This is a genomic window from Variovorax atrisoli (genome assembly GCF_014195185.1).
Classification (GTDB): Bacteria; Pseudomonadota; Gammaproteobacteria; order Burkholderiales; family Burkholderiaceae_C; genus Variovorax; species Variovorax atrisoli.
The window spans coordinates 290,649-303,303 of sequence record NZ_JACIBG010000006.1; the positions used below are offsets into that span (position 1 = coordinate 290,649).

The window sequence follows — 12,655 nt, forward strand, 5'->3', positions numbered from 1 at the left end:
GCCGATGGGCGTTGCCGGATCAACTCCCGCTGGTTGTGCCGGGCGTCGTTTCCGTCAGTGCCTCCAGCGCCTCTTCGACGGCGCGTATTTTTTCCGTACCGATGGGCTCCATCTGGCCAGCCAGCGCGGCCAATGCTTCGCCGCGCTGCGCCTGCAGGATTGCGATGGTACGGCCCGCCTCCTGCGGCGAGGCGAATCCACGGCTTTGCAGCAGGGTTTCGCCGCGCGCATCCAACAGCTTGAAATAGAAAAGCCCGTCCGCCTTCTCGCGGTATTGCTTGAAGCTGGGCTTGGCGACCTTGGCCGTCTTGGCTTGCACCTTGTCCTTGCCCGCCGCGAGGTTGCGCAGGCCGACCGCGTGGCGGAGGCAGGTCATGAAGGGCTTCGAAAGCGCCTGAGCCTTCTCGGCGCCCAACAACAGCGTGCGCTCGATCTGGGCCGGGTCGTTCATGAGCGCCTCGTAGCGCTCGCGCAGCGGAGCCACCTCGAGGTCGATGCGCTCGAACAGCATCTGCTTGGCGTCGCCCCAGCCGATGCCGTCGGCATATGCCTTGCGCAGCGTCTCGGTTTCCTCGGCGCTCGCGAAGGCCTGGTAGATCTGGAAGAGCGCGGAGCCCTCGGTGTCCTTGGGTTCGCCGGGCGCGCGCGAATCGGTCACGATGCTGGAGATCTGCTTGTGCAGCTGGGCGCGCGGCGCGAACAGCGGGATCGTGTTGCCGTAGCTCTTGCTCATCTTGCGGCCGTCGAGGCCGGGCAGGGTGGCGACCGCGTCGTCGATCTCGGCCTCGGGCAGCGTGAAGTGATCGCCGTAGAGGTGGTTGAAGCGCTGCGCCATGTCGCGCGCCATCTCGATGTGCTGCACCTGGTCGCGGCCCACGGGCACCTTGTGGGCGTTGAACATCAGGATGTCGGCACCCATGAGCACCGGGTACATGAAGAGGCCGGCGGTCACGTCGGCGTCGGGGTCCTCGCCCTTGGCGACGTTCTTGTCGAGCTGCGCCTTGTAGGCGTGCGCGCGGTTGAGCACGCCCTTGCCGGTCACGCAGGTGAGGAACCAGGTCAGCTCGGGAATCTCGACGATGTCCGACTGGCGATAGAAGGTGACGCGCTCGGGGTCAAGCCCGCAGGCCAGCCAGCTGGCGGCGATCTCGAGCGTGGAGCGCTGGATCAGCGCCGGATCCTGCACCTTGATGAGCGCGTGGTAGTCGGCCAGGAAGAAGAAGCTCTGCACGCCGGGCGCGACGCTTTGCCGCACCGAGTGGCGGATCGAGCCGACATAGTTGCCGAGGTGCGGCGTGCCCGAAGGCGTGATGCCGGTCAGGACGCGCAGGGGAGCTTTGGAAGACGAAGCCATGGGACGGACAGACGAAGAATTTCTTGAAGCGATCTAGAGCAGGAGTGCCTTGAGCGGAGTGATCAGCAGGTTGATGACGAAGTAGCCCACGTCCATCAGCGGCCGCAGCCAGTATGTGCTGACGATGCCCGCGAGGACGAGGCCCATCACGACGAAAAAGCCGTATGGCTCGATGCGTGCGAGGAACATCTGCGCCTGGCCGCTCGGAAGGAGCCCGGCCAGCACGCGCCCGCCGTCGAGCGGCGGCAGCGGGAACAGGTTGAAGGCCCACATCACGAGGTTGACCAGGATGCCGCCTTGCGCCATCTTGATGAAAAAGGTTTCAGTGACGCCTGCCCCGACCATCGCCACCAGCAGGGGCGCCCACAGGATCGCCTGGACGAAGTTGGAAACAGGGCCTGCCAGAGCCACCCAGATCATGTCGCGCTTCGGATGGCGCAGCCGCCCGAAGTTGACCGGCACCGGTTTGGCATAGCCGAAGAGGAAGGCGCCCGAGGTCGCGAAGTACAGCATCAGCGGCATCAGGATGGTCCCGATGGGATCGATGTGCTTGACGGGATTGAGCGTGACGCGCCCCATGACCTCGGCCGTGTTGTCGCCGAAGTGGCGAGCCACGTAGCCGTGCGCCGCTTCGTGCACGGTGATCGCGAAGATCACGGGCAGCGCGTAGATCAGTACTGTCTGTATGAGGTTGGAGATATCCACTGGGCGATTGTGTCAGACGGGAGTGGTTCTCAGCCCCGATTTCAGAGGCCCAGCACGGCCAGCGCGCCGCGTCCCTGACGCACCACGACGGGGTCGTCGCCGGTGCCCATGGGCGTCAGGTCGACCACCGTGGTCGGCTGCGATGGGCATGCGCCGGCGTCGATGACCGCGGCGATCTGCTTCTCGAAGCGCTCGCGGATGGTCTGCGCGTCGTTCAGCGCCTCGGTCTCGCCGGGGGCGATCAGCGTGGTGGCCAGCAGCGGCGCGCCGTGCAGCGACAGCAGCTCCAGCAGCACCTTGTGGTCGGGCACGCGCAGGCCGATGGTCTTGCGCTGCGGATGGCTCACGCGCCGCGGCACTTCCTTGGTGGCTTCGAGCAGGAAGGTGTAGGGGCCGGGCGTGGCTGCCTTGAGCAGGCGGTACTGCTTGTTGTCGACGCGCGCGTAGTTGGCCAGCTCGCTCAGGTCGCGGCACAGCAGCGTGAGGTGGTGCTTCTCGTCGACCTGGCGGATGCGGCGCAGCTGGTCGACCGCGTCCTTGTCGTCGAGGTGGCAGGCCAGCGCGTAGCTGGAGTCGGTGGGCACGGCCACGATCTCGCCGCGCTCCAGCAGCGTGACGGCCTGCTTCAGCAGACGCTGCTGCGGGTTCTCTGGATGGACTTCGAAATACTGGGCCATGGTGAAGAGTTCTCCGTTCAGGATTCGGCAGGCTCGATGGGCACCCGGCGCTCGCGCACCGTGAGCCACGCGCCGGCCGCGCCGCAGACCGCGATCATCGCCATGCCGACGAGCGAGAAGCGGTCCGGCACATGGGAGAAGACGACCCAGCCGCCGAGCATGGCGAACGCGATCTGCGCGTACAGGTAGGGCGTGAGCGTGGAAGCCGGCGCGCGCTGGTAGGCCAGGATCAGCATGAAGTGCCCCACCGTGCCCATGAAGCCCATGAGGCACAGCAGCGCCCACCACTCCCACGAAGGCAGCGAGGTCCACACGAAGGGCACCGCGAGCGAGACGATCAGCGTGCCCACCCAGCCGGTGTAGAAGTGCATGGTCAGCGGGTTCTCGGTCTGCGCAAGCTTGCTCGTGAGCACCTGGAACCAGGCGTTGCTCAGCACCAGCCCCAGCGGCAGGAAGATGGCCCAGCTGAACGCGCTGCCGCCCGGGCGCAGGATGACCAGCGTGCCGATGAAGCCGCCCGCCACCAGCGCCCAGCGCAGCGGCGACACGTGTTCCTTGAGCGTGGTGGCCGCCAGCAGCGTGATGACCAGCGGCGCGATCAGCACGATCGAGGTGAACTCCGCCAGCGGCATGTAGCGCAGGCTCAGGAAGGCGAAGATGCTCGATGCCAGCAGCAGCGCCCCGCGCAGCGCCTGGTAGCGGGGATGCTTCGTGTGCAGCAGCGCCGTGCCGCGCAGCGGCAGCAGCACCAGCGTGGTCGCCACTGCCTGGAACGCATAGCGGAACCACACGCCCATGAGGATCGGCACGCCCAGCGTGGAGTACTTGGTGGCGGTGTCGAGCGTCGCGAAGCAGGCCACGGCCAGTATCACGAGGCCGATGCCGGCGAGGATGCGTTCGGATTCCTTGGCGCGGCTTCGCTGCTGCGCCAAGCGTGCGGCGGCCAGCGCAACGGTCGCTGCGCTGTCGGTGCTGGTCCCGGGGCTTGGGCTCACTGCTGGATGCGATCGCCGAGCAGTTCCCACACGGGAGTGAGCGCGCCGGGCAGTGGCGGCAGCTTGCCGAGATCGCAGTGGCTCTCGTCGGGGCTGTGGAAATCGCTGCCGCGCGAGGCGGCGAAGTCGAACTCGAGCGCCTTGTCGGCGTATTCGACGAACTCGGCCGGCGTGTGGCTGCCTGTGACGACCTCGATCGCCTTGCCGCCATGCGCCTTGAATTCGAGGAACAGCGCGTATTCCTCGTTGGCGGTGAACTTGTAGCGACCGGGGTGCGCGATCACCGCCAGGCCCTTGGCGGCGGTGATCCAGTGCACGGCATCCTTCAGCGTGGCCCAGCGGTGCGGCACGTAGCCCGGCTTGCCCTCGGTGAGGAACTTGCGGAACACCTCGGGCGTGTCGCGGCAGTGGCCCTGCTCGACGAGGAAGCGAGCGAAGTGCGTGCGCGAGATGAGTTCGGGATTGCCGACGAACTTGAGCGCGCCTTCATAGGCGCCGTGGATGCCGACCTTGGCCAGCCCCTCGGACATTTCCTGCGCCCGCTTGCCGCGGCCGCCGCGCGTGTCGTAGAGGCCCTGCGAAATGGCGGCGTCGTCAGGGTCGAAGCCCAGGCCGACGATGTGCACCGTCTCGCCAGCGAAGGTCACGGAAATCTCGGTGCCGGTGAGGTAGCGCATGCCGTTGGCACGTGCCGCCGCGGCGGCGCGGTGCTGGCCGCCGATCTCGTCGTGGTCGGTGAGCGCCCAGAGTTCCACTCCGTTGGCGGCGGCGCGCGCTGCCAGTTCTTCGGGCGTCAGCGTGCCGTCGGAGACCACGGAGTGGCAGTGGAGATCGGCATTGAGAATGGAGGACACCCCCGCATTCTATGGGGTCTGGAACGGCGATGCGGGCGCATGGATACTGTGGAAGATGCTATTAAATAAATAGCATTAATGCGCCATTGCATGCGCCTCAGCGCTGCTTGCGGAAAGCCGCCCAGGCCGCCACCGCGGTGAACGTGGCCACGATCGCCACCACGATCCAGAAACCGTGCTTGTGGTCCGCTAGCGGAATGCCGCCCACGTTCATGCCGAACAGGCCGGCCAGGATGTTGATCGGCAGCGCCAGCACCGTGACGACCGTCAGCACGAACAGGCTGCGGTTGTTGTCCTCGTTGACGTTGGCGGCGATCTCTTCCTGCAGCAGCTTGATGCGTTCCTGCAGCGCCTGCATGTCGCGCAGCACGACCGAGAACTCCTCGGTCGAGCCGCGCAGCGCCTGCGAGTCGGGCTCCGACATCCATCCCGGCGGCCCCTGCAGCAGCCGGAACAGCGCCGCCGGCTCCGGTGCCAGCAGCCGCTGCAGCCGCACCAGCAGCCGGCGCAGCACGCCCAGGCGCGCGCGCTTGTGGTCGAGGCGGCCGGCGAGCAGTTCGTCCTCGATGCGGTCGATGCGGGAGGTGACGCCGCGCACGATCTTCACCAGCACGTCCGCCTGCGCGCGCAGCAGGTGCTCGAGCAGTTCCGTGCTGGAACGCGGCGCGTCGCCCGCCTTCACCGCGGTGCGCAGCGCATCGACCGAACGCAGCGGCTTGGTGCGGGCCGTGACGACCAGGCGCGGGCCGACGCTGATCCACAGCGTGGAGATGTCGGAGGGCTCGAAGCTGAATTCGAAGTGCACGTCGTTGATGACGGCGATCAGCGAATCGTCGTCGCGCTCGATGCGCGTGGAGGGCAGGCCCTCGTGCAGCGTCTCGTAGAAGGTGTCCGAGAGACTCGCGTGCCGCACCAGCCAGCGCTCGGCGTGCGCGTGGCTCAGGTTGAAGTGCAGCCAGACGTAGGGCGGGTTTTCCTGCGCGTCCTCGCCTTCGCAGCCTGCCAGGGCTTCATGGGTTTCGACGTCGCGCCGTTCGGCCAGCCAGGCCGCGGCCTGCGCCGAGTCGATGGCCCGTGCAGGCTCGGCCGCACGGGCGTCGAAGAGGTAGCCGCAGATCAGCCCGGCTTCGTCGCCCCCGTACGACTGGGCTGCGAGATCATGGAATGCCGACAAGATGCTGGGTGCGCGAGTTCAGAAGAGGCGGGTGAAGAGCCAGTAGAGCGAGCCCGACAGCAGCATCGCCACCGGCAGCGTCAGCACCCAGGCCAGCGCGAGGTTGCGCAGCGTCGACAGCTGCAGGCCCGAGCCGCTGGCCGTCATCGTGCCGGCCACGCCCGAAGACAGCACGTGCGTGGTCGATACCGGCAGCCCGTACATGTCGGCCGCGCCGATGGTGACCATGGCCACCACCTCGGCCGAGGCGCCCTGTGCGTAGCTCAGGTGCGTCTTGCCGATCTTCTCGCCCACCGTGACCACGATGCGCTTCCAGCCGATCATGGTGCCCAGGCCCAGCGCGATGGCCACCGCCACCTTGACCCACAGCGGGATGAAGCGCGTCGCGCTGTCGAGCTCCTGGCGGAAGGTGTTCACGCGCAGCTTCGTCTCGTCGTCGAACCTGGCCGCGCCGCTCTTGTCGAGGTGACGGATGGCCTCGGAGGCCAGGTACATGTCGTTGCGCACGTTGGCGACGGCCTCCGCCGGAACGCCGGCCAGCGAGCCGTGCTGGCGCACCTGCGTGCCGATGCTGCCGGCCGTCGCGGCAAGTGCCGGCACCACGGCCGGGGTGAACTCGCGGGTGCGCACGTAGGTCGAGAGCGTGTCGCGCGCAGCCGCCGGCGCCATGGCTGGCAGCGAAGTCGGCGCGCTGCGGTTCAGCGCGTTCTGCGCCATCTCGGCGACGGCCACGAACTTGACGTTCTCGTCGGCGGGCATCGCGCGGTTCAGCGCGTAGGCCATCGGCACCGTGCCCACCAGGATCAGCATGATCAGCCCCATGCCCTTCTGGCCGTCGTTGGAGCCATGCGCGAACGACACGCCCGTGCAGGTGAGGATCAGCAGGCCGCGGATCCACCACGGCGGCGGCTCGCTGCCCTTGGGCTCTTCATAGAGCGCGCGGTTCTTCACGAAGGCGCGCAGCGCCAGCAGCAGCAGGGCGGCGCAGCCGAAGCCGACCATCGGTGACAGCAGCAGCGAATAGCCCACCTTGGTGGCCTGAGCCCAGTCGACGCCGCTGGTGCCGTCGCGCCCGTGCATCAGCGCGTTGGCCACGCCCACGCCGATGATCGAGCCGATCAGCGTGTGCGACGACGAGGCCGGCAGCCCCAGCCACCAGGTGCCCAGGTTCCAGATGATGGCGGCGATCAGCAGCGCGAAAACCATCGCGAAGCCTGCGCCGGAGCCCACCTGCAGGATCAGCTCCACCGGCAGCAGCGCGATGATGCCGAAGGCCACCGCGCCGCTGGACACCATCACGCCCAGGAAGTTGAAGACCCCCGACCACACCACCGCAAAGTTGGGCGGCAGCGAGTGGGTGTAGATCACGGTCGCGACCGCATTGGCCGTGTCGTGGAAGCCGTTGACGAACTCGAAGCCCAGTGCGATCAGCAGCGCCACGCCGAGAAGTATGTAGGGCACCCAGGTGGTGACGGGCGCTCCCGAGGCGGTGACGTCGCCGACCAGGCTCCATGCGGTGAAGAGCAGGCCGGCGGCCAGCAGTCCCACGAAGGTGATCAGCGTGAGCGGACCGGGCTTGGCGTCGAGCTTCGGCCGCTGCGAGGCGGACGCGGACGGCACCTCTGCATGCGGGGCAGCGAGCGTGTTCATGGGGGATTCTGGGGTGTTGGAATGGCTCCAGATGGTGTTCGCCGCGTGTGACAACTACATGTCAACGGCGTCAAATCCGTCACGTGGCCGTCATGGAGGGCGAGCAGCATGCTTTTTCCGCTTCCCTTTTCAAACTTTTCTCTCCTGCCGCCCCATCATGCTGACGAGCGCACTTCCCGACCACGAAGACCTGATGCAACGCATCGCCCGCGACCTGATCGACAGCTACGACGAGGAGCTCGAGCTGGAGATCGAGGACCGCAACATCGACGGCCTCGACCCCGCCTCGGTGAGCGCGGCATCCTCCACCGACAAGGCCGCGCGCCAGGCCTACTTCAAGGAGCTGTTCCGCCTGCAGGGCGAGCTGGTCAAGCTGCAGGACTGGGTACAGCACAGCAAGCAGAAGGTCGTCATCCTGTTCGAAGGCCGCGACGCGGCGGGCAAGGGCGGCGTCATCAAGCGCATCACCCAGCGGCTGAACCCGCGCGTGGCCCGCGTGGCCGCGCTGCCGGCACCCAACGACCGCGAACGCACCCAGTGGTACTTCCAGCGCTACGTGGCGCACCTGCCGGCCGCCGGCGAGATGGTGCTGTTCGACCGCAGCTGGTACAACCGCGCCGGCGTCGAGCGCGTGATGGGCTTCTGCACCGACGACGAGTACGAGGAGTTCTTCCGCACCGTGCCCGAGTTCGAGAAGATGCTCGTGCGCTCGGGCATCAAGCTCATCAAGTACTGGTTCTCCATCACGGACGACGAGCAGCACATGCGCTTCCTCGGCCGCATCCACGATCCGCTCAAGCAGTGGAAGCTGAGCCCCATGGACCTCGAAAGCCGTCGCCGCTGGGAGGAATACACCAAGGCGAAGGAAATCATGCTGGAGCGCACTCACATCCCCGAGGCGCCGTGGTGGGTGGTGCAGGCGGTCGACAAGAAGAAGGCGCGCCTGAACTGCATCAGCCACCTGCTGGGGCAGCTGCCCTACCAGGAAGTGCCGCATCCGCCGGTCGAGCTGCCCGAGCGCGTGCGCCATGCCGACTATCTGCGCCAGCCCGTGCCGGCGAACATGATCGTTCCCGAGATCTACTGAGGAAAGCCCGGTTTCCGAAGCCGGCCCAGGGTAGGCCGGCCGGCGCTTTGCGGTCACACTGCGCGCCATGGCCCGCCGTTCCACAGCTTCAGTCTTTGCCCGCGCCTATGAGCGCAACCTGCGTGCGCTCACCAAGGCCACCCTGAGCAACAGCAAGCGCATCGCGGGGCAGGTCCAGCGCGCCACCGCCAAGCGGCTCAAGCCGCCGCCGGGCAAGGGCGACTGGCTCGCCGGCGTCGCGATGGGCCCGGGCGGTGCGCGCGGCTATCACCTGTTCCGCCCGGCAGGCCTGGAGCTGCAGCCGGGCGAGCGCCTGCCCCTCATGGTCATGCTGCACGGCTGCGGCCAGACCGGACGCGACTTCGCCGCGAGCACTCGCATGAACGCGCTGGCCGTGCGCCAGCGCTTCCTGGTGCTCTACCCTGAACAGGACCGGATCGCCCATCCCCAGGGCTGCTGGAACTGGTACGAGCGCCGCTCCGGCAAGGCCGACGCCGAGGCCGCCACGCTGATGGCCGCCATCGATCAGGCCTGCATGCTCTACCCCGTCGACCGTGACCGCATGGCGCTGGCCGGCCTTTCCGCCGGTGCGAGCATGGCGGCGCTGCTCGCGACGCGCTATCCGAACCGCTTCCGCGCCGTCGTGATGCATTCGGGCGTGGCACCCGGCGCGGCGAAGTCGTCCGCCACGGCGCTGGGCGCGATGCGCGGCGAGCACGTGCCGCCCATGCCGACAACGGCCGTCGGCAAGGCGATGGGCGCGGCGGCCGTCTTCACCACCCTGCCGCCGATGCTGGTGCTGCATGGCGACGCCGATGCGGTGGTCGCGCCGAGCAACGCCGTCAGCAGCGCCGCGGTGTGGGCGACCGCCGTGGGCGCGCGGCCCGGGTTGACACGCGAGGTGCAGCGCGGCAAGCGCCGCCCGATGCGGGTGACCGACTTCAGGCGCAAGGGGCGCACGTTGGTCACGCTGTGCGAGATCGCGGGGCTCGGCCATTCGTGGAGCGGCGGCGCGCCGAAGCTGCTGTTCAGCGACCCCGAGGGGCCCGATGCGACGCGCATGACCTGGGCTTTTGCTGCTGCGCAGTTCAAGGCAGCTGGAGGCGCGAAGAAGGGTTGAAGAAAGCGAGGGGCAGGGCGGCTATGCGGCCACCGCTCCTTCGCGCGCCGCCGCCCGCCACGCACTGGGCGCCATCCCCTTGCTGCGCTTGAAGGCCTTGCTGAAGGCCGCCTCCGACTCGTAGCCCACCGCAGCGGCGATCGCTCCCAGGCCAGCGTTGCCTTGCCCCAGCATGTTGCCGGCCTTGAACATGCGCCATTGCGTGAGGTACTCCAGCGGCGCCTGTCCCACCCGCTCGCGAAAACGCTGCGCGAAGGCGGAGCGCGAAAGGTTCGCGACGGCGGCGAGCGCCTCCACCGTCCAGTCGCGCGCGATCTCCTTGTGCATCGCGCGCAGTGCGGGGCCGATGCGCGCATCGGCCAGCGCGGCAAGCCAGCCCGTCTGCGATTCGGCGCTGGCCGCGACGTGCGCGCGCACCGCCTGAACGAACACGATGTCGGCCAGCCGGCTCACGAGCAGGCTGGACCCCAGGCCCGGCTCGCCGGTCTCCATGGCCAGCAACTGCAGCGTGCCTTGCAGCGCGAGGGCGCGGGCCTGCTCCATCTTCACATGGAGCAGCACCGGCAGCAGATCGAGCAGCGGCCGCGCAGCGCGCTGGTCGAAGTGGAACCAGCCGCAGATCACCGAGGCCGCCGTGCCCGTGCCGCCGAGCTCCACCAGCCCGCCGATGCGGTCGCGCACGACGGAGGCGCAGCTCACCGTCGGCGTGTTCGGATGGTCGCGCAGGACGTAAGGCGTGCCATGCGCCAGCACATAGCAGTCGCCCGCCGCCAGCGCCACCGGCTGCGCCATGCCATGGACCTCCAGCAGGCAGCCGCCGCGCACCACGAGCCCGAAGCGCGCGCTCTCGCCGCCCGCCAGGCTCACGCCCCAGGGCGCGCCGGCCTCGAGGCGGGCATACAGGGCGCTCTGCACCCTCATGGCGGCAAAGATGTCATCGAGCGGGTCCATCGAAGGCTCCTCGTGCGGTGGACGAATGGACAAGATTTTCGGCCCCTTGAGCATTCACTGTCCAGCGATGGCGCCAGAAACTGCGGTCTTACTCTTTCCCAATGCAACCGGCAGCAGGAGCAGGCCATGAACACCAGAACCGCTTTCAACGATTTCACCGAACTCGCCGACCGCTATGTCGCCGTCTGGAACGAACCCGACGCCGAGGCGCGACGCGCCGCCATCGCCAGCCTCTGGGTGCCCGACGGCGAGCACTACGTGCGCACGCTGCAGGCCAGGGGCCACGAGGCGCTGCAGCAGCGCGTCACCGGCTCGCACGAGAAGAACGTGCGCGACGCCGGCTTTCGCTTCGTCCGCGCGGGCGACGCCCAGTTCCTGCACGACGCGGTGATGTTCCATTGGCACATGGTCCCGGCCGCGGGCGGCCCGGTGGCCGCGCTCGGGCTGGAGTTCCTGGTGCTCGCCGAAGACGGCCGCATCGCCACGGACTACCAGTTCATCCTGCCGACGCCGGCCGCCTGAGCCCGGCCGATGACCTCCGAGGTCATTGCCGCCGTGCCTGTTCCTTCCAACACTCGAATCCATCATGACGCAGTCAAACATCGCTTCGGCAGCATCGCTCTCTTCCACCGGCAGCCAGAGTCCGCACGCGACAAGACCCGGCCGGCTCGGCCTGTGGGTCATGCTCAGCGGCACCTTCCTGGTGGTGCTGGATTTCTTCATCGTCAACGTCGCGCTGCCCTCGATGCAGCGCGAGCTGCAGGCGAGCGCGGGAACCCTGCAGCTGGTGGTGGCCGGCTACGGCCTCGCCACTGCCGCAGGGCTGATCACCGGCGGCCGGCTCGGCGACCTGTTCGGGCGACGCCGCATGTTCATGCTGGGCCTGCTGCTGTTCACGCTCGCTTCGGCCGCCTGCGGCCTGGCGCCGAACGCCGAACTTCTGGTGGCGGCACGCGTGCTGCAGGGGCTGGCCGGCGCGCTGCTGCAGCCGCAGGTGCTGGCGATGATCGGCCTGGCCTACACCGGCGAAGACCGGGCGCGTGCCTTCGCGGCCTATGGACTCACCCTGGGGCTGGGAGCCACGCTCGGGCAGCTGGTCGGCGGCCTGCTGATCCATGCCGATCTGGCGGGCCTGGGCTGGCGCAGCTGCTTTCTCATCAACGTGCCGATCGGCCTGCTGGCGCTGATGCTCGCACCGCGCGTCATTCCGCCGCTGGCGAACAACGGCAACAGCCGCCTCGACCTCATCGGCATGCTGCTCGTGGCCGCGGGCTCGGCGGCAGTGGTGCTGCCGCTGGTGGAAGGCCGCGAGCAGGGCTGGCCGCTGTGGAGCTGGCTGTGCCTTGCGGCGGCGCTGCCGCTGCTCGCAGCCTTTGCGTACCAGCAGCGCCGGCTCGCCGCGCGCGGCGGCACGCCGCTCGTGGCTCCGGTGCTGCTCGCCGATGCCCGCTTCGGCATGGGCCTGCTCACGACGCTGGCCTTCTACGTGGGCAACGCCTCGCTGTACTTCGTGCTGGCGCTGTATCTACAGCAGGGCCTCGCACTCGATCCGCTCAGCTCTGGCGTCGTCTTCACGTCGCTGGCGGCCGGTTTCTTCGCTACGTCGATGGCGGGAGCGCGCCTCGCACGCCGCTTCGGCGGCAAGCCGCCCATCGCGCTCGGTGCCCTTGTGCTCGCCGCGGGACACGCACTGCAGTTCGCCAACGTGGCCGGATGGCCCGGACACCCGCACGTCGTGGCGTGGATGGTGCCGTTGCTGCTGGTGCAGGGCGCGGGGCTCGGCATGGTCATGGCGCCCCTGGTCTCCACCGTTCTGGCCGGCCTGCCGCCTCAGCATGCGGGCGTGGCCTCGGGCGTGATATCGATGGTGCAGCAGGCGAGCAACGCGCTGGGCGTGGCGCTGATCGGCATCCTCTTCTACGGGCGGCTCGGGCATGCGCCGGATGCGGGGGCGTACGCCAGTGCCTTCGGGGTGGCGCTGCTTTACCTGACGGGGTCGGCGTTGCTGGTGGCTGTATTGCACCGGCGCGGCAGCCGGCAGGCCTGAAATCGAAGCGCCGAGCGCTGCAGGCGGCCGTGCCAAACTCT

At 68.4% G+C, this 12,655-nt stretch carries 12 protein-coding genes; 4 read left to right on the top strand and 8 right to left on the bottom strand.

The features are described 5' to 3' along the window. Positions 1-19 precede the first annotated feature (19 nt). From FHY06_RS21975 to FHY06_RS22005, 7 genes are all read right to left on the bottom strand, one after another. On the bottom strand, positions 20-1,354 hold the full coding sequence (locus tag FHY06_RS21975; RefSeq protein WP_184606289.1) for a tryptophan--tRNA ligase: 1,335 nt from the start codon (positions 1,352-1,354) through the stop codon (positions 20-22). A gap of 33 nt (positions 1,355-1,387) precedes the next feature. Further along, a complete protein-coding gene (locus FHY06_RS21980) occupies positions 1,388-2,059 on the bottom strand; it encodes a site-2 protease family protein (RefSeq protein WP_184606290.1) in 672 nt (223 codons plus the stop codon). Between the two features lie 41 nt (positions 2,060-2,100). Further along, positions 2,101-2,736 (bottom strand): L-threonylcarbamoyladenylate synthase, encoded by a 636-nt coding sequence (locus FHY06_RS21985; protein WP_019657850.1) that lies wholly within the window; start codon positions 2,734-2,736, stop codon positions 2,101-2,103. Between the two features lie 17 nt (positions 2,737-2,753). Beyond that, positions 2,754-3,731 (bottom strand): DMT family transporter, encoded by a 978-nt coding sequence (locus FHY06_RS21990; protein WP_184606291.1) that lies wholly within the window; start codon positions 3,729-3,731, stop codon positions 2,754-2,756. Continuing rightward, entirely contained in the window at positions 3,728-4,585 is an 858-nt protein-coding gene (locus FHY06_RS21995; RefSeq protein ID WP_019657848.1) for a 3',5'-nucleoside bisphosphate phosphatase, read from the bottom strand. The genes FHY06_RS21990 and FHY06_RS21995 overlap by 4 nt, the downstream gene beginning before the upstream one ends. A gap of 97 nt (positions 4,586-4,682) precedes the next feature. After that, complete coding sequence (locus FHY06_RS22000; protein WP_132753761.1) at positions 4,683-5,759, bottom strand: transporter; 1,077 nt, start codon at positions 5,757-5,759, stop codon at positions 4,683-4,685. Positions 5,760-5,777: 18 nt separating this feature from the next. Beyond that, positions 5,778-7,409, bottom strand: coding sequence for an inorganic phosphate transporter (locus tag FHY06_RS22005; RefSeq protein ID WP_026346760.1), 1,632 nt, complete (start codon positions 7,407-7,409; stop codon positions 5,778-5,780). Positions 7,410-7,566: 157 nt separating this feature from the next. Here FHY06_RS22005 and ppk2 point away from each other — a divergent pair, with 157 nt between their 5' ends. Both ppk2 and FHY06_RS22015 read left to right on the top strand, forming a co-directional pair. Continuing rightward, entirely contained in the window at positions 7,567-8,496 is a 930-nt protein-coding gene (ppk2, locus tag FHY06_RS22010; RefSeq protein ID WP_184606292.1) for a polyphosphate kinase 2, read from the top strand. Positions 8,497-8,563: 67 nt separating this feature from the next. Beyond that, entirely contained in the window at positions 8,564-9,616 is a 1,053-nt protein-coding gene (locus FHY06_RS22015) for an extracellular catalytic domain type 1 short-chain-length polyhydroxyalkanoate depolymerase (protein WP_184606293.1), read from the top strand. Positions 9,617-9,637: 21 nt separating this feature from the next. On the opposite strand, the gene FHY06_RS22020 is transcribed toward FHY06_RS22015, so the two are convergent. Next, positions 9,638-10,567, bottom strand: coding sequence for an AraC family transcriptional regulator (locus FHY06_RS22020; RefSeq protein WP_184606294.1), 930 nt, complete (start codon positions 10,565-10,567; stop codon positions 9,638-9,640). A gap of 126 nt (positions 10,568-10,693) precedes the next feature. Between FHY06_RS22020 and FHY06_RS22025 the strand changes: the two genes are divergently transcribed. Both FHY06_RS22025 and FHY06_RS22030 read left to right on the top strand, forming a co-directional pair. After that, on the top strand, positions 10,694-11,089 hold the full coding sequence (locus tag FHY06_RS22025; RefSeq protein WP_126183219.1) for a nuclear transport factor 2 family protein: 396 nt from the start codon (positions 10,694-10,696) through the stop codon (positions 11,087-11,089). A 64-nt stretch (positions 11,090-11,153) separates the two neighbouring features. Next, the gene (locus FHY06_RS22030; RefSeq protein WP_184606295.1) at positions 11,154-12,614 is read left to right on the top strand and encodes an MFS transporter; all 1,461 of its coding nucleotides are present in this window, start codon (positions 11,154-11,156) and stop codon (positions 12,612-12,614) included. Positions 12,615-12,655 lie beyond the last annotated feature (41 nt).

Bases quoted from the DNA above. Each gene is read 5' to 3' on its own strand.
- FHY06_RS21975 (WP_184606289.1), bottom strand. From the start codon at position 1,354: ATGGCTTCGTCTTCCAAAGCTCCCCTGCGCGTCCTGACCGGCATCACG.
- FHY06_RS21985 (WP_019657850.1), bottom strand. From the start codon at position 2,736: ATGGCCCAGTATTTCGAAGTCCATCCAGAGAACCCGCAGCAGCGTCTG.
- FHY06_RS22005 (WP_026346760.1), bottom strand. From the start codon at position 7,409: ATGAACACGCTCGCTGCCCCGCATGCAGAGGTGCCGTCCGCGTCCGCC.
- ppk2 (WP_184606292.1), top strand. From the start codon at position 7,567: ATGCTGACGAGCGCACTTCCCGACCACGAAGACCTGATGCAACGCATC.
- FHY06_RS22015 (WP_184606293.1), top strand. From the start codon at position 8,564: ATGGCCCGCCGTTCCACAGCTTCAGTCTTTGCCCGCGCCTATGAGCGC.
- FHY06_RS22020 (WP_184606294.1), bottom strand. From the start codon at position 10,567: ATGGACCCGCTCGATGACATCTTTGCCGCCATGAGGGTGCAGAGCGCC.
- FHY06_RS22025 (WP_126183219.1), top strand. From the start codon at position 10,694: ATGAACACCAGAACCGCTTTCAACGATTTCACCGAACTCGCCGACCGC.
- FHY06_RS22030 (WP_184606295.1), top strand. From the start codon at position 11,154: ATGACGCAGTCAAACATCGCTTCGGCAGCATCGCTCTCTTCCACCGGC.